Annotated in this window: 28 protein-coding genes; 11 read left to right on the forward strand and 17 right to left on the reverse strand. The window is 36.7% G+C overall.

What is annotated here, in order from left to right:
• Positions 1-231 precede the first annotated feature (231 nt).
• Together P0Y49_11570 and P0Y49_11575 are read left to right on the forward strand one after the other, a co-directional pair.
• Positions 232-663 carry a putative DNA binding domain-containing protein gene (locus P0Y49_11570; protein ID WEK17433.1) on the forward strand — a complete coding sequence of 144 codons (432 nt, stop codon included), beginning with the start codon at positions 232-234 and terminating at the stop codon, positions 661-663.
• 89 nt (positions 664-752) lie between these two features.
• On the forward strand, positions 753-1607 hold the full coding sequence (locus P0Y49_11575) for an ATP-binding protein (GenBank protein WEK17434.1): 855 nt from the start codon (positions 753-755) through the stop codon (positions 1605-1607).
• Positions 1608-1623: 16 nt separating this feature from the next.
• Here P0Y49_11575 and P0Y49_11580 read toward each other — a convergent pair whose 3' ends face one another.
• Positions 1624-3120 carry an FAD-binding oxidoreductase gene (locus P0Y49_11580; protein ID WEK17435.1) on the reverse strand — a complete coding sequence of 499 codons (1497 nt, stop codon included), beginning with the start codon at positions 3118-3120 and terminating at the stop codon, positions 1624-1626.
• A 3-nt stretch (positions 3121-3123) separates the two neighbouring features.
• Entirely contained in the window at positions 3124-3486 is a 363-nt protein-coding gene (locus tag P0Y49_11585; protein WEK17436.1) for a DUF805 domain-containing protein, read from the reverse strand.
• Between the two features lie 215 nt (positions 3487-3701).
• Between P0Y49_11585 and P0Y49_11590 the strand changes: the two genes are divergently transcribed.
• Positions 3702-4964 carry a BamA/TamA family outer membrane protein gene (locus P0Y49_11590; GenBank protein ID WEK17437.1) on the forward strand — a complete coding sequence of 421 codons (1263 nt, stop codon included), beginning with the start codon at positions 3702-3704 and terminating at the stop codon, positions 4962-4964.
• A gap of 12 nt (positions 4965-4976) precedes the next feature.
• On the opposite strand, the gene P0Y49_11595 is transcribed toward P0Y49_11590, so the two are convergent.
• Positions 4977-5657 (reverse strand): hypothetical protein, encoded by a 681-nt coding sequence (locus P0Y49_11595; GenBank protein ID WEK17438.1) that lies wholly within the window; start codon positions 5655-5657, stop codon positions 4977-4979.
• Positions 5658-6043: 386 nt separating this feature from the next.
• Here P0Y49_11595 and P0Y49_11600 point away from each other — a divergent pair, with 386 nt between their 5' ends.
• Together P0Y49_11600 and P0Y49_11605 are read left to right on the forward strand one after the other, a co-directional pair.
• Positions 6044-6697 (forward strand): ATP-binding cassette domain-containing protein, encoded by a 654-nt coding sequence (locus P0Y49_11600; GenBank protein WEK17439.1) that lies wholly within the window; start codon positions 6044-6046, stop codon positions 6695-6697.
• Between the two features lie 9 nt (positions 6698-6706).
• Positions 6707-6946 carry a DUF417 family protein gene (locus tag P0Y49_11605; GenBank protein WEK17440.1) on the forward strand — a complete coding sequence of 80 codons (240 nt, stop codon included), beginning with the start codon at positions 6707-6709 and terminating at the stop codon, positions 6944-6946.
• A gap of 12 nt (positions 6947-6958) precedes the next feature.
• Here P0Y49_11605 and P0Y49_11610 read toward each other — a convergent pair whose 3' ends face one another.
• The 3 genes from P0Y49_11610 to P0Y49_11620 all read right to left on the reverse strand — a co-directional run bounded on the left by P0Y49_11610 (position 6959) and on the right by P0Y49_11620 (position 8728).
• On the reverse strand, positions 6959-7777 hold the full coding sequence (locus P0Y49_11610; GenBank protein WEK17441.1) for an endonuclease/exonuclease/phosphatase family protein: 819 nt from the start codon (positions 7775-7777) through the stop codon (positions 6959-6961).
• Positions 7778-7904: 127 nt separating this feature from the next.
• Positions 7905-8393: a hypothetical protein gene (locus tag P0Y49_11615; GenBank protein WEK17442.1), complete on the reverse strand. Its 489-nt coding sequence runs from the start codon at positions 8391-8393 to the stop codon at positions 7905-7907.
• A gap of 110 nt (positions 8394-8503) precedes the next feature.
• On the reverse strand, positions 8504-8728 hold the full coding sequence (locus P0Y49_11620) for a CDGSH iron-sulfur domain-containing protein (protein ID WEK17443.1): 225 nt from the start codon (positions 8726-8728) through the stop codon (positions 8504-8506).
• 168 nt (positions 8729-8896) lie between these two features.
• On the opposite strand from P0Y49_11620, the gene P0Y49_11625 reads away from it, so the two are divergent.
• From P0Y49_11625 to P0Y49_11635, 3 genes are all read left to right on the forward strand, one after another.
• A complete protein-coding gene (locus P0Y49_11625) occupies positions 8897-9511 on the forward strand; it encodes an FMN-binding negative transcriptional regulator (protein ID WEK17444.1) in 615 nt (204 codons plus the stop codon).
• Positions 9512-9595: 84 nt separating this feature from the next.
• Positions 9596-10249 (forward strand): PAS domain S-box protein, encoded by a 654-nt coding sequence (locus tag P0Y49_11630; protein ID WEK17445.1) that lies wholly within the window; start codon positions 9596-9598, stop codon positions 10247-10249.
• Positions 10250-10355: 106 nt separating this feature from the next.
• The gene (locus P0Y49_11635) at positions 10356-11570 is read left to right on the forward strand and encodes an MFS transporter (GenBank protein WEK17446.1); all 1215 of its coding nucleotides are present in this window, start codon (positions 10356-10358) and stop codon (positions 11568-11570) included.
• Positions 11571-11610: 40 nt separating this feature from the next.
• Here P0Y49_11635 and P0Y49_11640 read toward each other — a convergent pair whose 3' ends face one another.
• Positions 11611-12165 (reverse strand): N-acetyltransferase, encoded by a 555-nt coding sequence (locus P0Y49_11640; protein ID WEK17447.1) that lies wholly within the window; start codon positions 12163-12165, stop codon positions 11611-11613.
• Positions 12166-12267: 102 nt separating this feature from the next.
• On the opposite strand from P0Y49_11640, the gene P0Y49_11645 reads away from it, so the two are divergent.
• Positions 12268-13200 carry an NADP-dependent oxidoreductase gene (locus tag P0Y49_11645; GenBank protein ID WEK17448.1) on the forward strand — a complete coding sequence of 311 codons (933 nt, stop codon included), beginning with the start codon at positions 12268-12270 and terminating at the stop codon, positions 13198-13200.
• 30 nt (positions 13201-13230) lie between these two features.
• On the opposite strand, the gene P0Y49_11650 is transcribed toward P0Y49_11645, so the two are convergent.
• Genes P0Y49_11650 through P0Y49_11660 form a run of 3 tightly spaced genes read right to left on the reverse strand, consistent with a single transcriptional unit; the run spans position 13231 to position 14518 of the window.
• A complete protein-coding gene (locus tag P0Y49_11650) occupies positions 13231-13767 on the reverse strand; it encodes a GNAT family N-acetyltransferase (GenBank protein ID WEK17449.1) in 537 nt (178 codons plus the stop codon).
• Positions 13768-13821: 54 nt separating this feature from the next.
• Positions 13822-14118: a Dabb family protein gene (locus tag P0Y49_11655; GenBank protein ID WEK17450.1), complete on the reverse strand. Its 297-nt coding sequence runs from the start codon at positions 14116-14118 to the stop codon at positions 13822-13824.
• Complete coding sequence (locus P0Y49_11660; GenBank protein ID WEK17451.1) at positions 14072-14518, reverse strand: (deoxy)nucleoside triphosphate pyrophosphohydrolase; 447 nt, start codon at positions 14516-14518, stop codon at positions 14072-14074. Before P0Y49_11660 ends, P0Y49_11655 begins: the two co-directional genes overlap by 47 nt.
• A 292-nt stretch (positions 14519-14810) precedes the next feature.
• Here P0Y49_11660 and P0Y49_11665 point away from each other — a divergent pair, with 292 nt between their 5' ends.
• Positions 14811-15548 (forward strand): hypothetical protein, encoded by a 738-nt coding sequence (locus P0Y49_11665; protein ID WEK17452.1) that lies wholly within the window; start codon positions 14811-14813, stop codon positions 15546-15548.
• Complete coding sequence (locus tag P0Y49_11670) at positions 15545-16228, forward strand: alpha/beta fold hydrolase (GenBank protein WEK17453.1); 684 nt, start codon at positions 15545-15547, stop codon at positions 16226-16228. The genes P0Y49_11665 and P0Y49_11670 overlap by 4 nt, the downstream gene beginning before the upstream one ends.
• On the opposite strand, the gene P0Y49_11675 is transcribed toward P0Y49_11670, so the two are convergent.
• The 7 genes from P0Y49_11675 to P0Y49_11705 form a co-directional block, all read right to left on the reverse strand.
• Positions 16229-18817 carry a phosphatidylglycerol lysyltransferase domain-containing protein gene (locus tag P0Y49_11675; protein ID WEK17454.1) on the reverse strand — a complete coding sequence of 863 codons (2589 nt, stop codon included), beginning with the start codon at positions 18815-18817 and terminating at the stop codon, positions 16229-16231.
• Between the two features lie 150 nt (positions 18818-18967).
• Complete coding sequence (locus P0Y49_11680) at positions 18968-19879, reverse strand: Rpn family recombination-promoting nuclease/putative transposase (GenBank protein ID WEK17455.1); 912 nt, start codon at positions 19877-19879, stop codon at positions 18968-18970.
• 351 nt (positions 19880-20230) lie between these two features.
• A complete protein-coding gene (locus P0Y49_11685; protein ID WEK17456.1) occupies positions 20231-22090 on the reverse strand; it encodes a M1 family metallopeptidase in 1860 nt (619 codons plus the stop codon).
• Positions 22091-22141: 51 nt separating this feature from the next.
• A complete protein-coding gene (locus tag P0Y49_11690; protein ID WEK17457.1) occupies positions 22142-22447 on the reverse strand; it encodes a hypothetical protein in 306 nt (101 codons plus the stop codon).
• Between the two features lie 51 nt (positions 22448-22498).
• Entirely contained in the window at positions 22499-23848 is a 1350-nt protein-coding gene (locus P0Y49_11695; GenBank protein ID WEK17458.1) for a PhoH family protein, read from the reverse strand.
• 244 nt (positions 23849-24092) lie between these two features.
• Positions 24093-24881 (reverse strand): heparin lyase I family protein, encoded by a 789-nt coding sequence (locus tag P0Y49_11700; GenBank protein ID WEK17459.1) that lies wholly within the window; start codon positions 24879-24881, stop codon positions 24093-24095.
• Between the two features lie 286 nt (positions 24882-25167).
• Positions 25168-25809 carry an autotransporter domain-containing protein gene (locus P0Y49_11705; protein ID WEK17460.1) on the reverse strand — a complete coding sequence of 214 codons (642 nt, stop codon included), beginning with the start codon at positions 25807-25809 and terminating at the stop codon, positions 25168-25170.
• Positions 25810-26134: the final 325 nt, after the last annotated feature.

The following is a 26134-nucleotide window of genomic DNA, read 5'->3' on the forward strand; positions in this document are numbered from 1 at the left end:
ATGGCGTCTTGGTTATTCGGCTATTCAAAGTTTAGGAATTTATTCCAGTAAAGCAAAATTTCAACGAAAGAATTGGCATTAATACCAGAAACAAAAAAGTTATAACAAAAAGACTATTTATTATTCAAAACATCCTAATAAACTAAAATAATTTCTTGATAAATGTAAAACATTTCGTTTTGGTTATTATATGATATTTATATAAGTTTGAATATAGATAAACTGCATTGAATGGAAGAAAATATACACACCGAATTTAAGAGTAGTTTTAATGACGGTGTTATTGAAAGTTTAGTTGCTTTTGCCAATACAAAAGGTGGAAAAGTACTGATTGGATTAGACAATGCTGGCAATCCTGTGAAAGGCTTTAGCATAGGTTCTGAAACACTTCAAAAATGGATAAATGAAATTAAAAATAAAACTCAGCCAAGCATCATCCCTGATGCAGAGATAATTAAAATTAGTGATGCAAAAGCAGCTGAATTATCAGTAAAAGAATTTCCAATAAAACCTGCTTCTTTTAGAGGTAGATATTTTAAACGGGTAGGAAATTCAAATCATCAACTCTCCCTAAATGAGATATCAGAATTGCATTTGAGATCTTTTAATTTAAGTTGGGATAGCTATGTTAATCCTGATTATACAATAAAGAATATTTCATAGAGAAGGTTTACGAATTTATCATTAAGTGTAACAAGGATAAAGAAATACAAATTCAAGATGATCCAATGACTGTCCTTAAAAAATTTGAATTGATTAAAGACGCCGGCATTACCTCTGCCTGCCATTTGTTATTTTCGAAAAATGATGTGTTTTCGGCAGTAATTGAACTTGGAAGATTCTCTACTCCTACCAGTATTAAAGACGGAATGACGATTCGCTCAGATTTATTTAGTGAAGTAGAACTGGTACTGGATTTTATCAAAAAACACATTAATAAAGAATACATCATAACTGGCGATCCTCAAAGAGAAGAACGATGGGAATACCCATTACAAGCCATAAGAGAGATAGTGATAAATATGATAGTACATCGTGACTATATGCACTCAGGAGACTCTTCTGTTAAAGTATATAATGACCGTATTGAATTCTTTAATTTTGGAAGGCTACCCGAAGGATTTTCCATAGCTCAATTGATTAGTGGGTACTATATATCTAGTGTTCGCAATAAAATGATAGCCTCTACTTTTAAAGAAGCTCAGCTAATTGAAAAGTATGGTTCAGGGATTAAACGTATACAAGAAGGTTTCGTAAATTATGGTCTAAAAGAACCATTTTTTGAAGAGTTTCAGGGTGGTTTTCGTGTAATAGTTTATTCAGAAATAAAGCAATTCATAGCTAATTCACTGGATGATAAAGTAGGTGTAAAGGTAGGTGCAAAAGTAGGTGTAAAGGTAGGTGTAAAACTATCTAAGAATCAGATCAAAATTATCATTGAGATGCAGAAAAATAAAAACATCACATTCTCACGGTTATCAAAGCTGATTGGAGTTAGCGAAGTTAGTATATACAGAAACGTTAAAAAACTAATCAAAATGCAGATTATTGATCGCATCGGATCAGATAAGACAGGGTATTGGCAGATAAATGAAATTACTAGATAATGATGCGTCTAAAGCCTCAATTTAGGTTACCGAACCTCCCATAAACCCTGTAAAAATTATTACTAAACATTTCATTCGGATCATACTTTCTTTTCAATTCAAAAAAAGCACTTGCCTGCGCATATGCCTTAAACATTTGTTCTTTTGAAGCATGTAACCTATAAGGAAGATAATAAGCCCCATTTAAAGCTATGGAAATAGTTATCAATTTACGTGTTAACGCTTGCATATCAACCTCTGCTTCCTTGCTTCTTTTTTGATTAAACAACATTACAAAGCCAAATACTTCTTCATGCGCATAGTTCAAATAACTATCCTTATCAGTCTTCACATTTCGAACTGTAATATTTAGCAAATCAACATGATATCCAGGCACTGTATTCTGAAGCGCCTTAATAAACTCAGGAACAGCAGCTTTGGGAATAAAGTATTCGTGCAGAATATCCGTGTAGTCATGATCCGTATTTTGAAACACCTCTACCCCTTCATTGAACAACTCATTTCGCGTAAATAGCTTTCCATTTACTAATGATGCTGAAGCTTTCTCCAACTTCCAGCGTAAGTTTTTACCATAATTGCTATTTGCAGAACCTCTAAATATGGCTCTTCTTAAAGCGGAAAAAGTATTTTTATGATGGAGTTCTTGTACCGGTGCAGGGGTAACATTATAAGTTGACAGAATAGCTTCTTCCATGAAATGATCTGGATTGACATTGATTCTTCCGAAAGCAAATCCGGTATTTGGATGTTTCTGCATCCATCGTTCAAATTCAATAACATAATCAGCACTTTTTACGACAAACTGCTCCGCTTTGTATACTTTATTATCAGTTACATGCAATTTAACATCCAATATCACCCCAAAAAGCCCGTAACCTCTTAAAACCAATGAGAAGAGCTCTTTGTTTTCGGTTCTGCTACAATTAACGACTTCTCCGTTAGCGTTAATTAATCTTAATGAGATTACTGTTGATGCAATTGGCGGGGAATTGGGCTGCCAGCCGTGACAATTTACGCTGATAGATCCACCAACAGAAAATGAATTATTGGATTGCATTACCATAACTGATTTTCCATGTTGATCCAGATATGGAATAACTTGACTCCACAATGCTCCAGCACCAACATTTAATACATTCGCAGCACTATCCAACACCATATAATCAAAAGATCTCATATCCAACTGGATACCTCCGGGATAAATAGTATGCCCTCCCATGCTATGTCGGGCACCGGATATGGAGATCTTCTTTCCTGAAGCTTTGGCTTGTTTTATGAAGTCAGAAATCTGAGAAATAGCGAGATTGATCTCCTTTGGTACTTTTACAACGGTATCTACTTTTGTTTGGTTTAATTGACTAGCATCATTTACGACTACAGAAGATAAATGCTCGCTCGTTTTCTGATCCTTTATGTAAGTGTAAAGAAGAAAGGTTACTGGTCTTATAACCAGTAACACCAGAATCAAAAGAACTGCGAGAACGAACCGTTTTGTCGTCAGCTTTAATGTCATCTTCTAATCTTGATCATTAACAGCAAAAGGGTCTACAAATTCGTTATCTGAATCTTTAGGATTCTGACCATATTCATTCTCAAATGGATCACCTTCGCCAAATATCATTACAAGAGCATAGAATGGAATCAGTTGCCACCAACCGCTATTACCTCTGTCATGACACCTTTTAGCGCCTTGAGCAATCAAAAAATAGATAGCAGGCAACAGCAATAAAAATAAAAGCATATTCATGGATTCTTTCTCAAAACCTAGTGATCCAAGAATAAAACCAATAAAAATAGCTGCAGCAATATAAATTAAATAACTAAGGCCATACTCCAATCTGCGGATACGACCTTCAAATGAAAAAGGATTTTTAAACATGAAAAATGTGGTTTGATAAGGTTAAAAGAATTTTGATCATTGTTGAGTCGCGTTTGTTCATTGGTTATTTCAAAGTTTAGAATATTATCTCATAAAAACAATTAATATCCTAAAACATCTTGGCTATCATATTTGTAATTATCTTTGAATAAGAGTATGACATATTGAACTTTCACCACATGTACCACATAAAAAGGGCACTAAAACAGGGCCTGATGCTATTAGTAACCCTGGTAGCAGGATTACAGTACACTTATAGTCAAGCTAAGCCTTCTGTCGATTCCCTAAAAACGAATACTTTAAGAAACGATACCACAAAAACACAATATGATATTGGAGATTTATTTTCAAGCATTTTTCATCCAAAAAGCAAGCCTAATCCCTTTAAAAAAAAGTCGCCTGTTACCATTATACCCAATTTTGCTTACAACCCAAGTATTGGTGCGCAGATTGGCATAAAAGCCGTAGCCGGTAAGGTATTGGGCAAAGAAAAAAATACACTAATGTCAATTGCAGCTACATCAGCATCTATAACCACAAAGGGCATCATTTACTTTTACCTGAATCATAATGTTTACACCCCAGGCAATAAATGGAACCTCCAGGGAAGCTTAGTAGCAGCAAAGACCGTTGTACCTGATTTTGGATTGGGAATTGGGAATGCTTCCTATGCTAGTGAAGCCGACTTCATACTCACCAACCCAGATCGTAAACCTTATGTGCTCCATGCTATATATTACAGTTTCAGAGAAAAGATCTATAAGCAAATTGAGAAGAGCCTCTTTGTTGGAGCTGGCGTATCCTTCGATATTAGAAGAAAAATTGAGGACCGCTTAAATACAAGTGACTTAACGCCCTACAACATTTACAGTGACCGATATGGGTTTAACAGGGATCATTACCAGACCAACGGTTTATTTTTAAATGTACAATATACCACGCGCGACAACCAGAACCGTGCTTACAAAGGTATATATGCTGATGTTGGCATCCGAGCAAACCAAACCTGGATGGGAAGTTCAAAGAATTCGGTACAAATTACTACGGATTTCAGAAAATATTGGAGCCTCTCTGATGAGAATCCTGAACATGTTTTGGCTTTTTGGAACTGGGGTTCTTATTTGGTTGGTGGTGCCCTACCCTATCTGGAATTACCCGGAACGGGAAGAGACACTTACTTTCGTAGCGGAAGGGGTTATACCGTAACATACTTTAAAGGTCCAAAGTATTTTTACTCGGAATTGGAATACAGATTCCCAATCACAACAAACAAATTTCTTAGTGGGGTTACATTTTTCAATATCCAAACAGCAAATGATGATCTGGGCACTAAATTATTTCAGAAATGGCAGCCAGCCGGAGGTGCGGGTTTACGTGTACTCTTCAACAAAGCTACCAGAACCAATTTATGCATGGATTATGCCTTCGGAAATTATGGATCTAAGGGATTCTTTCTGGGTTTAACGGAAGTCTTCTAATCTCAAGTCATACTACTTATTAAAATAAGGTATAATCTTTCCATCTTTAAAAGTTAGATTCAAGGAATAAGATTGCTCATTTTCAATCTTAGAACTGTCCCATTTAGGCGCTTTTTTCAAAGCCTTCAACACCTCTTCCCTAACGACTTTAGACAATTGCTCACTTGTTGCTAAATTGGTAAGAGAACCATCTTTTTTAACTGTAAATGAAGCAACCAGCCAACCGTTGGTGGAAATCGGCCCCTTACATTTCCGAACCATATACTCATGCAACGACTTTAATTCATCGGCTAGTGGAATTATTGCGACCACTCCCATAAGAAACGTTTTGCTGCTATCACATATCGAGTCCTTAGCTTGAGGCGCCACTTTACCTAATATTGTTTGTGCATTTGCTTTCTGTCCGACTGTACCAATACCAATAAAAACCATTGCTGCCATTGCCCATCTTTTCCAGTAAGGTTTACTTACTGATTCCGAAGCAATGGCTAATTGCTCGTTAGTAAATCGACCACAAACTTTATCGTTGTTTTCCTGCATAATCCTGATAAAATATGCAGCATTTTTATTTGTCATATCGTACACTTTCTTCTGACAGGTGTGGCAAAATCTTCCGTCAGATTCTGATTTCATCGAATTCCAATCCTGATTACAGGTAAAACTTAGCTGAGCATTGTTGATTTTTTCTCCCATGATGACATTACTTTAAACTCAGGATGCTAAAAAAATAAATATTCCATATATTGAAGGAATATTTTATTACGAACAATTCAGATGCTCCGGAAAATAAGCTTTCTCTACCTTCAACATTTTAAATTCATCATTGCCTTGAATCTGGCAGTAAGCCTATATTTTACTATCTTTTTTTGGTACAAAGGTTACAACCACTATCCCCTGTATATGGTAGCTGCTCTATTTAAAGTTGTTGCTTATGCGATCTCAGTTTCTGTTGAGAAACTATTTTTCAAAGCGAGGACATACCATTACCGTAACCTGGGGTTTAGCTACAGGAAGTTGTTTAGCTTACTTTTCATAGCAGATCTGTTTTTCTTTCTTATTCTCATCCTAATCAGCTATACATGCAAGAGCTTTATGTAGACAGCGTGGCACATCGCTATGGAGAGCGTACCATACTTAGCAGTGTGTACCTTAATTGTCAGATTGGTGAAGTAATCGGATTACTGGGCAGAAATGGCTCTGGGAAATCTACCCTCTTAAAAATCATATTTGGAAGTATTCGTCCCGATTACATCTATATGAAATTGAACGGACAACCGGTTAAAAGAGCATACCTCACCGGCCAGCTTGCTTACCTCCCACAAAGCTACTTTGTTCCCGCACATTTAAAGATAAAACAACTGGTTGAGCTATATACCAATAAGTACAAAGCCGACCTCCTGACTCAGGAAGTCATTTCCACTAACCTTAACAGGCCCATTGGCAATTTATCTGGCGGACAAAGACGCGTGGTAGAATGTTTGTTAGTTCTCTATAGCGATAGCGATTTTGTGCTACTCGATGAACCCTTTTCACAACTGGCACCGCTTATTATTGAAGAAATGCAAATGCACATCCTGAAATTCAAATCACAGAAAGGGATCATCTTAACCGACCATTATTACCGCCAAATTCTTAGTACCTCTACTCGCATTGTTTTGCTTCATAACGGCTGCAATTACAAGATCAATACCATTGAAGATCTACAACTGCATGGCTACATAAATTCCCAATAAAAATGATGAGTGAAACTGTATATATACACTTTCATAGTGCGATTAACCTTTGGGATGTCGCTGGTTACACTTAGCTTCCTGATTACGACAAAAGAAACCTGGGTTCCGGATTTAGGTGGACCAAATCACGGTTTCCCATACCTGTCAGCAGCTGGCCGTTTGGTGATAAAAGATGTGATTATGATGGCTGGCGGATTATTATGTGCTTCTGATAGTGCTTCCAGAATTCTTAAGAAGACACAATCTTAAATCTCATCTCTCCTATTTAGCGATAACATCCAAAGAAAACTGCATATAAATTGGTACATGATCTGAGATTGACCTTGCAGTCTTAAGATCTTCGAAGTCCTGATAAAAATGAACTATCCCCGCCCTTAGCACATTTATGCCTGCGGCTTTGAAATAGAAATTATCATACTCAGAAGCCAGACAATTACCATTAATACATTTTTGCTTTAATGAGGTTTTCTGACCTTTAAGAGCTGAAATATGTCCGCTTTTCCATAATGGATTAAACACACTATGAGACTGTGGAAGGTTAAAATCTCCACAAAAAATAATGTTATCGCTTGGATAAAGATCCGGTAGGAACTTAAAATATTTAATCTCCGTTTCAGGTTGCTTTGACTTGGGAACCGCATGAAAGTTAGCCATCGTAAACGTCTTACGCCCAACGGTAAACCTGCAATAATAGGGTTCTCTTTCAATCAAAAGCCCGTAGGTTTCTTCCAGCCATGCTCTGCCATTTTTTTTGACTTTAGCCGTATTCCAGACATACGCATAACGCTCTTTTGAATTGCCTGTACTTGAGGTAGGATCACTGATCACATAATCCCACTTGCTGCCCATGCGGTTTAACTCATCAGCCAGTCTGGCTACAGCCTGACTACCTCCATAGCCTGCCACAACTTCCTGAATCGCTATCACATCAAATTTATTGACAACTTTTGCAATGTAAGTTAGCGCAGCATCATTTTTGGATTTACCAAAATTTTGTATGTTCCAGGAACAAACGGTTACATTTTGGGAATAAACAGAAAAGCTTATGAAAATAAGCAGGAGAATGATATACTTTTTCAAATCTGGATCGGAATAAAAGCACAAATATAGCAGAACCAATGATTCTCCATCATAACTATTTTAAACACCTTCCAACATCTTATGTTACAAGACATTGATAATATGATGAAATCCCGGGTCTGAAGTCTTAGTGCATCCGATCAAATGACTTTTTAAAGACTTCGTAGTCTTGTTTAGAAACCGCCAAGGCAGTTTGGTAAAGATTAACAGGTTCATTTGAATGATCAAATGACTCAAAAATAAGTTTTATAGCATTGCTACCTGCCCGAAAATCTTCGTGAAAAGGAATTACCCTGATCGACTTGTTTATCTTAAATGTTTTTACCGACAACTTAAAAAAGCCATAAAACTGCTGATAGCTCAAAGTATCTTTCTTTAAGATGATTGTTTCAGAACCATAAATATGCCATATTGAATACCTTAAAAATAAAATTTCGAAGGCTACAATAAATAGTACAATGACGCCAACCCCACCAACAGTAAACAGAATGATAACAGCTATCAATAAGATATTTAATAAATATAAAGAGATTTTTAGAGCAAGTGACGGCTTTACTGTTATTGTAGCCGAGAGGCTGTCTCCATCATTACTTACCTTAAAATTTCCTGGTTTCATACTTATTAAATTAACTCAATATTTTTCGGGCAAAGCTAGTAAATCCTTTTAGAATAAACGGACCGGCTTTTTACCCACAAAAAAAGGCAGATTAAAATCTGCCCTTCTAGTTAAACCTTTTTAGGAGGAAGTTCAAATGCTATAGCTTCGTGTTCAAAATTTCCACTGTGTGAACCGTCGCAAAACGGCTTATTTTTAGAAAGACCGCAACGACATATAGATAACACAGTTCTTCCCTGTAATCCATAAACATCACCATTCCTGTCAACGATTTCGAAATCGCCTTCAATCTTCACTGAACCGTTATTATTAATTGTAAGTTTTGTTTTTGACATGTAATATTAGTTTGGCGCAAAATTAGAATAATGACCAGAGACTCCGGAATCTCATTTTAATTTAGAAACGTTATCTATTGTCCGCCAATTGACATATTAATCTGTTCTTTTTTAAGTGCATGGCTAAGTATTATTCTATAATGGTATTTTGCATTAAATCTTATTTCAATGATCTCTTTAGAAAATTTTACCGTGACCGACCAGGACCAGGTTCTGGATTTTATGAACAAAAACCCCTTTATTACTTTAATTGGTTTTGACGGAACATTCCCGGTAGCAACCCAGGTACCGGTACAAGTTGTTGTAAAAGATGATCAGATTTTGTTGATTGGTCATGTAATGAATAAAACCGATCATGCCAATGCTTACACAAATCACCCTAATGTTTTAGCACTCTTTAATGGCCCGCATACTTATATCAGCGCATCCGTATATGAGCAACCGGCCGCCGTGTCGACCTGGAATTATATGACCGTTCATGCAAAGGGGATTTTTAAGACGATGAATGATGATGAGACTTATGAAGCCTTAAAGAACCTGACCAACCAGTACGAAAACCCATCATCAAGTGCAGCTGCCTTCCATAAAATAGGAGAAGCAGAAGTAAAAAAACTAATAAAGGGCATTACCGGATTCCAAATTGTGGTTACAGACCTGAAACACGTATTTAAACTTAGCCAAAATAAAAGTAAAACCAATCAGAATGCCATCATAAAGGACTTAAATCATAGGGATGATCCTATGGCTAAAGATGTGGCGGATCAAATGACAAAATTCTGCTAAGGCATAAGAACCTTTCCTATTACAAGGTATTTATTACAATGAAAACTGCATAAATAAGCCTTCATTATGTAGATTTGCATGATTATGAGTTTACTTGAAGGGAATTTGGGATATGGGCAGTCAAATTCAAAAGATGAATTAATTAATGTTTTGTCTGCTTATCGGCGTGCTGTAGACAATAGTGTAATATCATCCATCACTGATATTAAGGGGAATATCATCTACGTTAACCAAAAATTCTGCGAAGTTTCTAAATACAATGCACATGAGTTGGTTGGTAAAAATCATAACGTCATCAATTCAGGCCACCACACTAAACAATTCTTCAAAAATATGTGGAAGACCATTGCTCAAGGTGAGGTATGGTACGGTGAAATAAAAAACCTGGCTAAAGACAAAAGCCCATATTGGGTAGACAGTGTGATTGTACCCATTAAAAATAACATGGGCAAGCCCTTTCAATACCTTTCATTAAGGACACTCATTTCTGATAGAAAGGCCAACGAAGAAAGAGAGCGTGACCAAAATGTTAAACATATGGAAGAAATGCTTTTCAAAATTTCTCATCAAATGAGACAACCTGTAGTACAAATCCTTGGACTATCTCAGTTGCTAGATGAAAATAGAGCTGAAAACGATGACCTCAAAACCATAATTTCTTATTTAAAAATTTCAGCACTTTCACTAGATCAGTACATCAGAGAGCTGTCCGTATTTGTAAATAAGATTAAAGAATAAAATATGAAACTAGCAGGATGTAATTATTACACTAAGCTGTTTAAAAATCTATATCTGGGAATTTTGAAAGGCTAACTTTGACCCGTCAAAATAAGATCACACAGAATTGGACAATACAAAAACACTAAAAAAACAGCATCAGGGTATTTCTACATTACTAGCATTTACCCTACTACCACTATCTGGCTTTGCGACAGATATATATATCCCCTCATTACCCACCATGGCATCCACCATGGGCATTAGCAGTTTACAAGTACAACTTACTTTAAGCTTATTTTTAATCAGCTATGGCATTTCTCAGCTCTTCATAGGTAGTGTATTAGATAGCTTTGGCAGGTATAGGCTAAGTCTTATTTCCTTAGTCATTTTTGCAGCAGCATGTATTATCATTGCCAATACTCACAACATTTACCTCATTTACCTGATGCGAATCATACACGGTTTTACTGTAGGTACCATTATCGTAGCCAAACGTGCTTATTTTGTGGATATTTTTACGGGAGATAAACTGAAGCATTACCTAAGTCTCTTTTCCATTATATGGTCTACCGGTCCAATCGTTGCGCCATTTATTGGTGGGTACTTACAAACCGCATTTGGTTGGGAATCCAACTTTTATTTTCTGGCGATACTTGCTACTGTACTCGCTATTTTAGAACTGATTTACAGTGGTGAAAGTCTCACGCATTTTTCTGAATTCTCTTTAAAAAAGATTACCGGCATATATGTTACCATGATAAAGACAGCAAGCTTTAGCCTTGGTATTGTTATGCTTGGCTTGGCCTATAGCATGGTGATGATCTATAACATGACAGGACCATTTATCATAGAACACCATTTAAACCTTAGTCCTGTAGTTGCTGGTTACAGCTCCCTCGTGTTGGGATTTGCCTGGATGGTTGGTGGCTTTATTGGTAAAGCAACCATAAACAGACCTTTCTTTAAAAAGATGACAACAAATCTCCTGTTACAAGGGACCTTTGTTTTAACCATGATAGTTACAATACAATTTATTTCCAGTCTGTATAGCCTGGTGTTATTTGCCTTTTTGATCCATGTCACAGCCGGTTATATATTCAACAACTATTTTACGTTTTGCCTTGGGCAGTTCCCAAAAAATGCTGGAATTGCAAGTGGCTTAACCGGAGGTATTACCTATGTAATCGTATCTTTTTTAAGCTACGGAATCATTTCGGTTTTACCCGCTAAAGACGAGCATCACCTAAGTGCAAGCTATTTAATTATCACCATTTTATCTGCCCTAACTATGGCTACGATTTTTAAAATGGCACATAAAAGAGCAGCGCTTAGTACTTAAACGCTGCTCTTTTATGGATTAGACACTATGCAGACCAATCTTATCTGATTATTTGCATGTGAAAATACTGACCACCCATAAAATCTCTTTCCCTTATTACCTTAAAGCCTAAATTTGCGTACAATTTCTCCGCCTTTGGATTCTCTTTACTTACCAACAGGCCAATAATATGATGATGTGCTACAGCATAATCTAACATAGCCTTAATTAATTCTTTACCAATCCCCTTGCCCTGTTTACCAGGAGCAACACTAATACAGTCAAGATAATATTCCCCGGCCTGTGTCTCCGCTTCCAAAACATGTTTTAGACCATAAGTTTGCTCAATGTAAGCTAAAAAGGGAGCTCTTAACATTTCCAGATCAGCACCATCATAAGCACTGATCATTCCACATATTTCTCCTTCTTCCACATACAGTAATATATTTTCGTAGCTATACTGATTACCTGGTAATCCTGCAAACCTTTCAAATAAAGGAATAGCCTCATAAGGATCAGTAGCGCCAATAAATTTCGCAGCGAGATCATCCATTGCCTGAATAATTAGTTTAGCTATTTTATTTGCATCAGAAGGAAGTGCTTCTCGAATCATCATAAACGAAGCTAATTAAAATCAATGAATAAAAGCTGGTCAAATGTACCCTGATGAAAAAACAGACTTTGCCTTTAATTGTTATCACACAAAACAACTATTAAAATGAAAGCAGTTCAAATCTATAAATTCGGTGGTGTCGACGAATTAAAATATGAGGATGCACCGAAACCTGAGATCAAGTCGGATGAAGTATTAATCAAGGTATATGCCACAAGCATCAACCCTGTGGATTGGAAAGTGAGAGAAGGACATATGCCCGGCTCTGATAAAAGAACATTCCCTATTATTCTAGGTTGGGACGTATCGGGGATCATTGAAATGGCAGGATCTGATGTAAAAGATTTTAAGAAAGGAGATGCGGTATATGCCCGTCCAAATGTGTCAAGAAATGGCACTTACGCTGAATTCGTCGCTGTTAACCCTGCTGAGATTGCATTAAAGCCCAAAACAATCGATCATATTCATGCCGCAGCTGTTCCACTGGCAGGTATAACCGCCTGGCAAGGTTTGTTTGATCATGGAAAGCTTGAAGCCGGACAAAAAGTACTGATCCATGCTGCCGCAGGTGGCGTTGGTACTTATGCTGTACAATTGGCAAAATGGAAGGGCGCCCATGTGATAGGTACTGCATCCGAACAGAATCTGGATTTTTTGAAAAAACTAGGAGCCGATGAGGTTATTGACTATAAAAAAGAAGCCTTTGAGAGCAAATTAAAAGATCTGGACCTTGTGTTTGATCTTGTTGGTGGTGATACACAGAGGAAATCTCTGGAAGTATTGAAACCTGGAGGAATTTTGGTAAGCACTGTTGGATTAAAAGATGAAGCCGCAATTAAAGCAAAAGGCATGATTGGGGCCCAATTTATGGCACAATCTAGTCCCGATGATTTAACAAAATTAGCAAATCTAATAGATGAAGGAAAACTTAAGCCAATTGTAGCAGAGGTATTAACCCTACCGCAGGCAGCAGAAGCACAACAAAAAAGTGAAGCCGGTCATACCCGAGGTAAAATAGTATTAAAAGTGGCGCTATAAAATCGGCTAACTATATGCTGACTGGAAAAGCTACTTTTTCCAGTCAGTTTTTTTAAGTTCAAACCAGTGATGCGCCTCCCCATCATAAGTAAATTGCCCGGTAATTTTCAATCCAACCTTTAACAGCACCTTTCTCGATGCCTGATTCTCACAATCAGCCATTGCATACACTGCCGGAAGGTCAAGTTGCTCAAATGCATATTTAACAGATGCTAGCGCAGATTCCGTACCATACCCATGTCCCCAAAATTCACGAGATAACCTGTATCCTACCTCATAAAAATCAGTATGGCTGTTTATGGTATCAGGATGAAACTTTAAACCACTCCAGCCAATAAAGGTATTCGTGACTTTATCAACAATTGCCCACCTACCTATTCCGAAATCCTTGTATTGCTTCCTGATAAATAATATCATATCAGTTGCTTCTCTAATTGTCTGAATCGGTTTCTTGCCCAAATACCTGTGTACTTCCGGATCTGCATCCATTATAAACATATATGGAGCATCCTCTAGTACAAGTTCCCTTAATATAATTCTATCTGTTTCAGCAAATACTTCCATCATGCAAATATGTAAGCGGTCTTATAAATGTATTTTTCCGGCTTTGCCGGAAAAATACTATTGTGCATCGTAAATGATCACTTTTTCAAAAAGCACTCTAAACTCGTCTAAAAATGCTTTATGAACTTCATGCACCTGGTAAACATCATGTCCAACCAGATCGTCAAAAAACAAAACCAATGAAAAAGTATAAGTTGTGTCTACAACAGCACGTTCTATCGGTGCAGGTGTACCAATATGAAGGGTTTTGATGACTTCAATTTTCTCCAGCGATTCTAAACCTTTACGAAACGCTTTTTTTTGATCTTCAGATGTGTCGGCCTTTAGCCAGAATAATACGTGATGAGCTATCATTTTCTTTTTTTTTGCGAATATAATTACTTACAATCGGAATATCTGCTTCAGCCCAATCTAAGCTCATCAATTTATCTACCCCTACCCAATCAAATGCCGTATGTTCACTTAAAACGATTACACCACCTTTTATCCGGCATATAAAGGGAATCAAATTAATCGAGAAATCAGGATAACTATGCCGGTTTGCGGCCATCCCAAATACGATTTCAATATCCAGGTTTAACTCTTCCTTAATTTCTCTGATTAAGCTTTCTTCAGGACTTTCATCCGGTTCAACTTTACCTCCAGGAAACTCCATTTTTAATGGAAGCTTCATCTGCGCACTGCGTTGAGTAACCAGGACTTGACCAAGTTTGTTCTCTATAATTGCACAAGTAACATCAATATAAGTTGCCATTATATTTATTTAATAGTTAATGCAATTGGCACACTTTGACAGGCATTCCCTGTATTTACACCCAAAACAATTACCATAAAGAGAAAACAAAAAGCTTTTTTTCATCATAAATCAATAAAGTACGGAAAGTTAATGTAATTTTTATTTTCTTGCGTACTTAAAACCAATACTTGTTAAAGTAACATTATTGGCAAACCCATAATTATTACCAAACAATTATACTATAGCTTAGCTAAAGGAACAATGTTTGTAAAAGAAAGCTAACTAAACCATTCAAAAGACCATAAACTCAATGCTAAATAAATCGCTAAATATTCTATTTATAACAGGCTTAATCAGCTTATCAAGTTGTAGTTTATTAAAGCGAGACAGGGTTACCCGACACAATGGAATACAACGCTCTGATTTCGACTTACCAGTATTTTTATACCCCGCACCAGATAGCATTAAAAATAACACTTTGGTCTTAATCCTATCCGGCGATGGTGGATGGGTAGATTTCGAAGACGAAATTTCCCTTAAATTTTCAAGCTCCGGATTCAATACCATAGGCTTCAACTCCCGTGACTACTTTTGGGCAGGAAGAACACCAAGAAAAACTGCCGATGACCTCAGTATGCTACTCATGATTTATGTAAGGCAATATAGACCGGAAAAGATCATCCTATGCGGTTATTCCTTTGGAGCAGATGTAATCCCTTTTGTCTACAACAGACTCCATCCACGCCTAAAAAGCAGAGTTGCGGTGCTTGGCATGCTCTCTCCATTTGCAACATCAGATTTTAAAGTACGTACCTCCGACCTGCTTAACATTGCTAAAGACAATAAAAAATACAAAGTAAAAATGGAAGTTGACAAAGTTAAAATACCTATTTATTGCTTTTATGGGCAAGATGAGGATCCCAGAGCACTTGAAGGGGTACTAAAATCAAACTTTTACCTTAAATTGCTGCCCGGAGATCATACTTACGATCAAACGTCATATAATGATATCATTAACACTATAACCAAAGGAATACACCAAAAATGAAATTTAAAACAATCCTTTTATTATTAATTCTTTGCAATCTTGTTCAGGCAAATGCCCAAACAAATCAATATCCTATTCATGTTTTACAGCCTAAAAACAACAATAAACCTATTCTGGTATTTTTAACAGGCGATGGTGGCTGGAATAACTTCTCTATACAATTGGCCGATGAATTTGGTAAAAATGGTTACCCCGTAATTTCACTCGATACCAGAAAGTACTTTTGGCAACAAAAAACACCTACAGGCTTTGGTGCAGATATGAATACAATTATTAGCAATTACCTTAAGCAATGGAATAAAGACAGCTTCTATATTGTAGGCTATTCTTTTGGGGCTGAGGTAGCCGCATTTCTACCTGCGCACCTATCTGCTTCAATTGCAGAAAAGATCAAAAGCCTAGCCTTACTCTCGCCCGGCTATTCAAACAGCTTTGAAGTTAGATTTATCAATATGTTAAACTCAAAATACACCAATAAAGATAAGTACAAAGTATACCCCGAACTTTTAAAAATAAAAGTACCAGTATTTTGTATTTATGGAGATGATGAAAAAACCGATATCAGTCAGGAATTAAAAGAAATCAATAACATTCGTAAAATAACCATTCCAGGCTCTCATCATTATGATGACGATGTGAAGGCTGTTGCTGCCAGTGTAATAAAATGCCTGGTAAACTAGCTAATTACCTTCAGAAACTCTTCTTAATGCCGACGGAACCTGTAAAAGGTGATAATTGTGGCTATAAATTAAATACTTCTTATTCCAGTTCGGGTAGAATTTTTCCTTATATCTTCTTAAGCCTTTAAACTGCCCGAACATCTTAAAATTCTCATAAGCATATTTAATTGTTTTCTGAGTAATATTCACCTTTTCCATGCCGGAAAGTGGCGCAAGCCCCATATTAACAGACTTATACCCCTCCTCCTTCAAATAAATAAAAGTCTTTGCCAGCAACATATCCAACACACCATTAGGCGAATCAGCCACCTTTCTAATCAAGTCGTAGGTAGCCTCCCCAGGTGCATAATCTGGAATTAAATTCAGAAAAGCATACACTTTCTCTTCCTCATCCTCAACAGTAATGATCGTTTGGTTTTTTAGAATACAGGTATCAAAGACACCTTGCGTAAAAGCTACTTCCTTTTGATTTAACTCGTCTAACCAATTGTCAGATACCTTTTCTAACTTCTGTAATAAACCATCTTTAATTGGCTCCTGATATACCTTTAAACAATACCCTTCCGCAGTTAACCTGCTTATTGCACTTCTGGTGGTTTTCATTTTACCACCATCAAGTGTAAAAGTAGTAAGATCCAGTACAGCCTCCTCGCCAATAGGAATATGTTTATATCCCATAGTAGTATACATATGCAAAGATTTTTCAGGCACCCTATAATAAGCACTTATAAAACCGTTTTGTCCGCAAAACTCTTCAAAAGAAGCAATCATCCCTATTCGCTCAGTCTCACTTTCACCCACGGGATCTTCCAGTACTATGGCAAAATGACGGGTGAGTTTAAAGCTGATAAAAGCAGTTTTAGTCGCATTAAAAAACAAGAATTTATCAGGATAAACCTTAAAATAATCTAATGCAGATGAACCAAATTTTCCTAATAACTGACGGGCAAGATCAAAATCCTCAGTCGAATTGTAAGGTTTGGAAAAATAAGGCCTAAGCATACTAAAAACAACAAAAAGTATCACTGCGGCCCCAGATATGTATATAGAATCCTGAAAACGTTCCCCAAATCGGGTAAGTGGCGTCATGCCATGATAATCAATTAAAAAGAACAATTGTAATACAGCTTTCAAGGCCTGCATAAAATGAAAATCAATTCCAAAATGCCTTTTATCTATAAAATAAAAACCCAGCACTCCATATGCCAACACAGCCAGTATCGCATATATTAAAACCATGTAATCAATAGAGACCAATCGGGCATGTGGTTTAAGTCTATAAGATTTACGCGTATACAACAATGCAGAACCAGCTATAAACGCCAACACAGCTTCCTCGTAATCTGCTGCCTTAATTAAGTGACCAAAAAAAGAGAAAACAGTTAAGAACAAAGCAGCATACCATGCACGCTTAGAGCCCTGCAACAAGAAAATACTAATGATAACGAGGATCAAACCAAAAACCAACACAAGTGTATTGCTGGTGACAATTAAATCTTCAGGCAACAAGTTTTTAACCATCCGCAAACGCGTTGGAATAGCCGGAGTAATGGCCGATATGATATTTACAATTCCTAAAACCAGGATGATACACGCTGGTAATATTCTGAGGACTAAATTATCTTTCTTGGTAATAAAACTAAATATGCCAATAAGCAATGGTATCCAAAATTCAAAAAACCTAAATAACAACGTAATCGTTGCCGCAGCAAGAATGGGAAAACCGAACTGTTGCAATACAAAGGTCAAGGATACTTCAATTGCCCCGAGGCCTCTTAAAAATGGTGATGCAATCAATAAAATGACCATTACGATATAGCCAATTATTGCTGCGGGCCAACTGGCATCAAAGCCCAGTGCCAGCATCGAAATATAAAGATGAACAATACCAATCACCTCAATACCAATAGAAACCAATAGCGTCATCCAGAATTGTCTTCTATTGATCTCTTCATTAACCATTTCGTCCAGTACAGTCGACAAAGAAGGACGCATTCTGGACAGCCAGCGATAAGCCCTTCCTTTTATAGATACAGAATAGATCAGCAAAATAAACGCAGCAGTCAACATTAAAAGAAACACAAAGCTCAACAGCTCTGTTGTTCCAATTTTAGTAAAAAGTAAAGCTATAGCCAATACCGGAATGGCCACGACAACTACAGATAAGATACTACAAAAGCCAAACAATGTAGATGCAAGGTGTATCTGCGATTTAGTTACTCCTTTATCTTCAATCTCCTTGGTAAAGAACACAAGGGAAGAAAATCCACCGGCAGGTAGAAAGACACTGACCAGATTTCTCTTAAGAAATAGCTTAGTAGCTAATGCTAGAGATAAAGGCTTATTTAAAGCTTTAAAACTGTGCACATACATCACCCCCTGGGCAGCAATATAGACACCTGTTAAAACTATTCCCAAAAATATATAGAACGGATGGCTACGACTTAGTTCTTCCTTAATCTTTATCACTTCGATGTGTTCCTGTCGGATAAAGAATATGGCCATAGCGATCATAAAAATCGCTACAAATAGTTGCCAGAAGAATTTATTATAAACAAGTTTAGATATATATAACTTGGCTTTATTCATAAGTACAATTGTAAAAAAAGAATATCAATTTGGCACCTTTTTTCTAAGCTTTTATTTGCCCGGATTATTAAAGCTCTTATTAACAACGGCTAAATTTAATAATAGTTTTTATTGACCGATACAAGTGAGATACTGCCCTGTTCATTTTGGCTACAAAGATTCGATTTCTCCTATAGTAAGCCCACTAATCTTAGAGATAAAGCTTAAAGAAACATTTTCAACTTTTAATTTGTGAGCCATTTCTTTACGGCCCATTTTAAACCCCATTTCTATTCCCTCTTCAAGTGCCTCTTCTTTCACATACTCCATCGCACTATAGTTATCGCGTCTTACTTTTAATCTTTGCTGGTATTCATTCATCTCCTCTGGGGTTAAGTTGCCAACTTCTGCAATCTCAAATACTTTGTCATATTCTCCCTTGCCTATCAAAGATAGCGGAATTTCGGATAATTCTTTCAGGTTGTTTAAAATGTAAAGCCACTCTTCCAGTTCATTTTCCAATTCCCCTTCTACCTTTTTAAATTTAGGCATCTCTATAAAAATATACGCCAGCTTTGGATAAAACTCCTGGTTCGTATTGATCTCCATAAGCCGAACATCATGTATAAAATGATCTGGGTGGCTGTCATCGAATTTAAAATTCATGATCGCAACAAAATATATTTCAGGAATCTGATAATTCCAATCTGCAACTACACCAACTCCCTGCTCCTGAATCAAATTTGCCGTATAGAAAATGCTTCGGTCTTTAAAGTTTTTAACTTTTGCTTTCTGCATTTCTACGATAAATTTCTCACCCTTGTCGCCAGTACAGTATAAGTCAAATACTGTTTTCCTGTAATCATTACCAGCCCCCTTATATTCCGTGTTATTATATTGAATATCAACGATTACTTTCCTGCCTTTTAGCACTTGATTCAGAAAGCTGATTAAAAAACTCTGGTTGGGCGCTTTACCAAAAATGTGTTTAAATCCGAAGTCGGAATAAGGGTCAATAAAGCGTGTAAACTCATCCTTATTTAATGGATCAATAAATCTGGTTATCCCTGTTTCTTCGCTCATTTTTCCCTCTGATTATTTCAGTAAACATAATCAGATAATGAATGGTAAACCCTATTGAGTTGAAATACAGTGGAAATCCCCGTTTAATTGAATTTAGCCAAATAAAATAGCTTAGAACGCCACAACTGAAAACCAACAGGTATTTAAAAGAGAAACGGGAATAAGTCGGAGAGACTATTCCCGTTCATAAGGTCGATCCACCACAGATCAACCTAAACCAAACTAAACCGATTTATTAAATACAAACTCTGTGCCAATAATTAAAATTAACTTTAATACTATTTTAAGGACACTAATCTGTAGAATAAGACATCAATTTGTCCAGAAAAACTAACGGCCAATACAAATGTCCTATTTCAACAACTTATCAATTGCCTGATAAGTCATAGGATGATAATTTGGTCTTGCCAGTTTATAAATATCCCTTGCCCTTTTTAGTCCCTCTGGTGTAGCCATCATCTCCTTATACAAAGGAATGATGTGCCACATCCTTCCATTTTCCAACAAATAAGCCTTAATACGGGCATCAGCAGCTGTATAATGATGACGAATAGCCAGTGTATACCAGGCCAATTGTATATCAGTATTGTTAGAAGCTGTAAAACCAAACTCAGCGTCTAATGCTGCCATTTCATTTGCGGTCAGATTGGCAGGTAGCTGACTAATGAAATAACGTCTTTCATTGCTCGACACGATTTCTTTACTCAAACCTTTAACCGAACCTGTTTTGCGCCAATTTGCAAGCAAAGCATCAATAGCTTTAAAACGCTCAGACCCAACAGCAACAATATTGGTCGGAATACCTGGACCGTACACCCATTTATCAATCTCTATTTTATCCTCAAGTGTCTTATCACCTTTAATCAGGTTTTTATTCAGATAATCCAAAAACTGTTCAGTAGTTAAAGACTGGAAAGCATGACTATCAAAATATCCTCTTAAAAAAGCATCAAACTTTGCTCTTCCTACAGCCGTTTCAATCGTCTTTAAAAAGAAAAAGCCTTTTTCGTATGCAATATCATTTGTCCCTTCGTCAGGATTACGACCAGTATAATCAGTTTTTAAATAAGTATCTTTACTATTGGCTCCCATATCTTTCACAGCATCTTCCAAAGCCTGCTTCGCAAAAACTTCCTGCATATCTGCTTCATTTTTACCGTATAAAGCCTCATCAATACGACGCTCAAAATAATTGGTAAAACCTTCATTTAACCAGAAATCATTCCAGGTAGCATTAGTCACCAGATTACCACTCCAGCTATGCGCCAGCTCATGACATATAATGCTCACCAGCGAACGATCACCAGCTAATATAGTTGGCGTTATAAACGTTAGGTTAGGGTTTTCCATCCCCCCAAAAGGGAAACTAGGAGGCAATACAAGCAAATCATACCTACCCCATCTATAGGGGCCATAAAGTTTTTCTGCGGCATGAACCATTTTACCCATATCAGCAAACTCCCAGGTTGCCTTTGCCAACACCGAAGGCTCAGCATATACACCTGTGCGTTCATCAACAGCCTTAAAAGCGATATCACCAACAGCAAGTGCCAGTAAATAAGATGGGATTGGATGTACCTGTTTAAATTGATAAATACCTGTCTTATTTTTAGACTGCGGATTTTCAGCACTCATTAAAGCCAGTAAATCTACAGGTACTTGTACAGTCGCATTATAGGTAAACCTTATACCTGGACTATCCTGACAAGGCACCCAACTGCGCGCTGCAATACTTTCGGATTGTGTAAACAGATAAGGTCTTTTCTTTCCCGCTGTTTGTTGTGGATTAAGCCATTGTAAAGCGCTAGCGTCCTTACCTGTGGTATAGTAAATATTTATCAGCTTAGTATCAGGAGCAATAGCAACCTTTAAAGCCTTACCCACATATGGTGTTTCAGGACCAAAAGTGAAAGTTGTTTCCTTTTCATCAGCACCTAGTGTGATCTTTTCGATATTCAGCTTACTGTCGTCAAATACAATCTCTCTGGCTTTTGATTTGTTATCAATAGTCCAGGTTGCCTTTCCTGTGATTTGTTGTTGCTCAAAATTGACCTTTAAATCAAGATCAAGATGTGTTACATAAGCGATTGAAGGCTTAGAAAAAGAATGCGGATCATCAACCATAACCTGGTTTTCAGTAATAGTTTTTTTAGTATTCTGCTGACATGATAAAATCATCAGAATGGGGATCATTAAAGTTAGTCGTTTCATGAAATAAGATTTGCCAGCGCAATCTATAAAATTTTTAACTGAAGGAGTACGTTATTTATTACTCACTTCCTGCACATCAATAAATTCAGGACCACCATCAACCGGATAACCCACTACTTTTAAACCTCTTATAATTACATTCTTCCCTTCATAATCCTTAAGGTTAACCTTGCTACTTTTTAATGCATAGGTTTTATGTGCAGCATGGAGTATATGCGTGCCATACTGAAAGGTAGACATACCCAACGCCTCTACTTTTCCTTGTAAAACTACCAGATTCTTATCTGTTCCAGATTTAGTCGCAGAGCAGCCTACTATTACAAGGCCCATAGCAAATAACAACACTAATCTTTTCATATTCAATTTTATAATGTAACTCCAATTTAAATAAAAATATACAATAGTAATTTACAGAAGGTCGTTGGCCAGGTTTGCCAATTCACTTCTTTCGCCTTTATCCAAAGTAATGTGCGCATACAAATCGTGATCTTTCGCATTTTCAATCAGGTAAGACAAACCATTACTCTCCGCATCCAGATAAGGCGTGTCGATCTGGTAAATATCACCGGTAAAAATAATCTTTGTATCCTCTCCTGCCCTTGAAATAATTGTCTTAATCTCATGCGGGGTTAAATTCTGTGCTTCATCTACAATAAAAAATATCTTACTTAAAGTCCTGCCCCTAATGTAAGCCAAAGGAGTAATTACAATCTTCTCCGTACTTACAAAGTCATCAATCCTCGCCTGCATTTTCGGATCACTATGATATTGCTCTTTTATAAATCTCAGATTATCCCATATAGGCGCCATATACGGATCTATTTTAGACTTTACATCGCCAGGTAAAAAACCAATATTCTTATTGCTCAATGCAACAATTGGCCTAGTTACATAAATCTGTCTATAATCTTTACGCTGTTCCAATGCACTAGCTATAGCCAGTAAAGTCTTACCGGTTCCGGCTTTCCCCTGTATAGTAACCAATTTAATATCAGGATTAAGCAAAGCGTTTATAGCAAATGACTGTTCGTCATTGCGTGGAGATATGTTAAATATAGTCCGGGGAGATACCGGAAAAAGTCTGCCTGACTTTGCATGATAATAAGTTGTTGCAGTTTTCCGCTTGCCTTTTAAAATACAGAATTGATTGGCCTCCCGATCAAGCAGTTCAAGTGCCGCGGCATCGATACTACCATCCGTTTTAAGTGCTTTAAAAAGTTCATCTGAGACATTTGCAAGGACTGCCTTTCCAGTATATAGCGCTTCAACATTCTTTATTTTACCAGTTTCATAATCTTCAGCGTGTAGTTCCAGCGACTTAGCTTTTAATCGTAAACAAATATCCTTAGATACCAGTATTACCCGCTTTTCAGGAAATTCTTGTTTAAGGCTCAATGCAGCATTTAAAATGCGATGATCAAATTTGCCTTTGCCAAAAATCTCTTCTGCATCCAGGTTGTCTGGTTTATAATCCATTACCACTTTAAAGCGACCACTCTTACTGCCATTCAAAGGTATCCATTGATTCATAATCCGATCACCCGAAGCATTATCCATTAACCTGATAAAACTTCGTGCTTCAGCATTTCGTGTTTCATTACCATTTTTCATGTTATCCAGCTCTTCCAATACCTGTATTGGAATGGCTACATCATGTTCCTGAAAGTTTTTAAAGGCATTGTGGTCATAAAGGATAACAGAAGTATCAAGAACGAAGATCTTTTTTTCTAAGGAAGGATGTTTAGCAACTTTTTTCATTAGAATATAATTTATTTTTAAAGGTTATGAAGCTATCATGTGCTATCAAAATTTATTCATTTCGATTTGTGTTCTGCTGCACATGATGGTTTCATGGCACATAAAAATAGCAAAAAAGATTTGTATCAATAAGGCTAAAACAATTAAGGCATCCAAAAAGGATGCCCTAATATTAATAATAGATACTTTAGCAAAATTTTTAAACCTCTATTTGACTTAATTTGTATTTAAAAAATTATTGACATCAGGGAGCCACCTCTGCATAAGTCGATGCAATCTTTAATGCATGTACCCTGTTTACAATGAGCTCAGAACTTGCACCGTAAACGCCCCATTTAGGATCACAATAATCAGCATCCAATGTGCGTCCATAATACCTTTGCGTACCATTACTCAGGGTTTGTTTTACTCCATTGAACCAAAACTCCATAAATCCAACAGCTGCATCCCGAGAAACCTTTATTCTTAGTACAAAAGTATTCCAGTTATTTATACTTACCGGCGTACTCCAGATAAATGTGCTTGCACCACCAGAGGCAGTATGCATTAGTTTAAAATTACCGCTTACAGTTTTAATAACAATAGGAAAATTCTGGGTCATATTTGCACCATAAGCTTTCCACTGAAACAATGCATTTGTAGTTACAGAGGAAGTCATGCTTAACTGCGACCTCCAACCCAGATAGATGTCGTCCCCTTCTACCGCATCAAAGTTTTTGGCTGCATGGACTTCGCAGCGGTTACTCCCTACAGCTTTAGTAAATCTCCATATTTTACCATAAGTGGCATTATTTACCGCAGCTAAATCAGCCGGGGTATCCACATTTAAAGTTTTAAAAACCCCTGTCCCTAAATTCGCATCTCCATCCCATAATACGGATAGAATACCAACTGTGCCCGATGGGCTGACAGCACTGGTAGTAGCCTTACTTGTACTTAATTCTTCAGTTATTGAACTCTTTTCTTTTTTACAAGAAGAAAAAAGAAATGCATAGCAGCCGAAAATTACGGCTATCATCAATTTGTTTTTCATTAAAATCAGTTTAAGGTTAGCAAAAAACACAACCTATTTACAGGTAGTATCATTAATTATAATGCTTTGAGATTTAAGAGGTTAAAAATATGCATTACTAATATAGCTGATATGGAGCTCCAAAATTATACGCTATTAGCCTAGTAATAAACTATATAAGCATATTCAAATCGATTTGATCAATACCAAATATTGTGGAGTATTCGTTTTGTTTTATGCACCAAAACAATTAAGGCATCCAAAGAGGATGCCTTAACATTGATATTAATTTGAGGGAAGTTAATGCTTAAAATAACAGATATATTTTAAAACCAAGATTGTTCAATGAACCAGTGCTGCTTAAATTAAAGTTAGTATAGCTATACTTATATCCCTGAGCTACAGTGGCTGAACCTGATGTTCTTTCGGTTTTCGAATAAGTAGCCGCTGCAGAAAGTAAGCTAGTCTCGAGCGCAAACCTTTTTGAAACAAACCAGGTAATCCCTCCTTGTACACCCGCTGAATACATATTGCCCTTATAATCTTCAGCATTGGTACTGCCATTTTCAGCACTTGAATGACTATATGAAACATTTCCGCCCGCATATGCATAAAGTTTTTTAATGAGCGGATAATAATACTGGTAATTCACTCCAAAACCATAGGTTTCTGTCTTTGTTCCTGAAACATTGGCCTCATAACTGTTTTCATTTCTGCCATAATTAAGGTCGACACCAAGTTTAGCATTATCCTTTATAAAAAAACCATACCCAAGAGAATAAGAATTAATCTTGTTCTCATCAGTTTTGTCAGCACCAGATGCATCCTTGTAATGATATTTACTAGTTTGTGAATTGATACCAAAGCCGACTGCGCTGGTTCCTTTGGTCTGGGCATACCCGCACAGGGATGCCATTACTGCAATAGCAGTTAAGATTTTGTTTTTCATTTGTGTATTTTTTTTATGTGTTAATCCAAGATAAGAGATTAAATAATCACAATAAAAAAAATATTTACCTTCATTCGTAACATTATTAAGACAAATAGCAAAACAGCTACTACAAACAATAAAAGGCTCTATATAATACAGATAAGAATTTTAAAAGATGAAGAAGAAATAGATCTATAAAAGAAAACGGAGCCTCTCTTCTCTCGATTCAAGGTCTCCGTTTCCACCTCTCCTGCAGCCTTGGCTGTAAGAAAAGCATCAATTCGATTTATTACTTTACAATTCGTAGTATTCTTAGTTCCTTAGAACTTTGAACCCCGTCTAA

This window comes from Candidatus Pedobacter colombiensis (genome assembly GCA_029202485.1).
Taxonomy (GTDB): Bacteria; Bacteroidota; Bacteroidia; order Sphingobacteriales; family Sphingobacteriaceae; genus Pedobacter; species Pedobacter colombiensis.

Bases quoted from the DNA above. Each gene is read 5' to 3' on its own strand.
- P0Y49_11615 (WEK17442.1), bottom strand. From the start codon at position 8,393: ATGAAACCAGGAAATTTTAAGGTAAGTAATGATGGAGACAGCCTCTCG.
- P0Y49_11665 (WEK17452.1), top strand. From the start codon at position 14,811: ATGCTAAATAAATCGCTAAATATTCTATTTATAACAGGCTTAATCAGC.
- P0Y49_11690 (WEK17457.1), bottom strand. From the start codon at position 22,447: ATGAAAAGATTAGTGTTGTTATTTGCTATGGGCCTTGTAATAGTAGGC.
- P0Y49_11670 (WEK17453.1), top strand. From the start codon at position 15,545: ATGAAATTTAAAACAATCCTTTTATTATTAATTCTTTGCAATCTTGTT.
- P0Y49_11645 (WEK17448.1), top strand. From the start codon at position 12,268: ATGAAAGCAGTTCAAATCTATAAATTCGGTGGTGTCGACGAATTAAAA.
- P0Y49_11695 (WEK17458.1), bottom strand. From the start codon at position 23,848: ATGAAAAAAGTTGCTAAACATCCTTCCTTAGAAAAAAAGATCTTCGTT.
- P0Y49_11700 (WEK17459.1), bottom strand. From the start codon at position 24,881: ATGAAAAACAAATTGATGATAGCCGTAATTTTCGGCTGCTATGCATTT.
- P0Y49_11640 (WEK17447.1), bottom strand. From the start codon at position 12,165: ATGATGATTCGAGAAGCACTTCCTTCTGATGCAAATAAAATAGCTAAA.
- P0Y49_11590 (WEK17437.1), top strand. From the start codon at position 3,702: ATGCTATTAGTAACCCTGGTAGCAGGATTACAGTACACTTATAGTCAA.
- P0Y49_11630 (WEK17445.1), top strand. From the start codon at position 9,596: ATGAGTTTACTTGAAGGGAATTTGGGATATGGGCAGTCAAATTCAAAA.
- P0Y49_11685 (WEK17456.1), bottom strand. From the start codon at position 22,090: ATGAAACGACTAACTTTAATGATCCCCATTCTGATGATTTTATCATGT.
- P0Y49_11580 (WEK17435.1), bottom strand. From the start codon at position 3,120: ATGACATTAAAGCTGACGACAAAACGGTTCGTTCTCGCAGTTCTTTTG.
- P0Y49_11650 (WEK17449.1), bottom strand. From the start codon at position 13,767: ATGATGGAAGTATTTGCTGAAACAGATAGAATTATATTAAGGGAACTT.
- P0Y49_11585 (WEK17436.1), bottom strand. From the start codon at position 3,486: ATGTTTAAAAATCCTTTTTCATTTGAAGGTCGTATCCGCAGATTGGAG.
- P0Y49_11660 (WEK17451.1), bottom strand. From the start codon at position 14,518: ATGGCAACTTATATTGATGTTACTTGTGCAATTATAGAGAACAAACTT.
- P0Y49_11705 (WEK17460.1), bottom strand. From the start codon at position 25,809: ATGAAAAACAAAATCTTAACTGCTATTGCAGTAATGGCATCCCTGTGC.
- P0Y49_11655 (WEK17450.1), bottom strand. From the start codon at position 14,118: ATGATAGCTCATCACGTATTATTCTGGCTAAAGGCCGACACATCTGAA.
- P0Y49_11600 (WEK17439.1), top strand. From the start codon at position 6,044: ATGCAAGAGCTTTATGTAGACAGCGTGGCACATCGCTATGGAGAGCGT.
- P0Y49_11595 (WEK17438.1), bottom strand. From the start codon at position 5,657: ATGGGAGAAAAAATCAACAATGCTCAGCTAAGTTTTACCTGTAATCAG.
- P0Y49_11675 (WEK17454.1), bottom strand. From the start codon at position 18,817: ATGAATAAAGCCAAGTTATATATATCTAAACTTGTTTATAATAAATTC.
- P0Y49_11570 (WEK17433.1), top strand. From the start codon at position 232: ATGGAAGAAAATATACACACCGAATTTAAGAGTAGTTTTAATGACGGT.
- P0Y49_11625 (WEK17444.1), top strand. From the start codon at position 8,897: ATGATCTCTTTAGAAAATTTTACCGTGACCGACCAGGACCAGGTTCTG.
- P0Y49_11620 (WEK17443.1), bottom strand. From the start codon at position 8,728: ATGTCAAAAACAAAACTTACAATTAATAATAACGGTTCAGTGAAGATT.
- P0Y49_11680 (WEK17455.1), bottom strand. From the start codon at position 19,879: ATGAGCGAAGAAACAGGGATAACCAGATTTATTGATCCATTAAATAAG.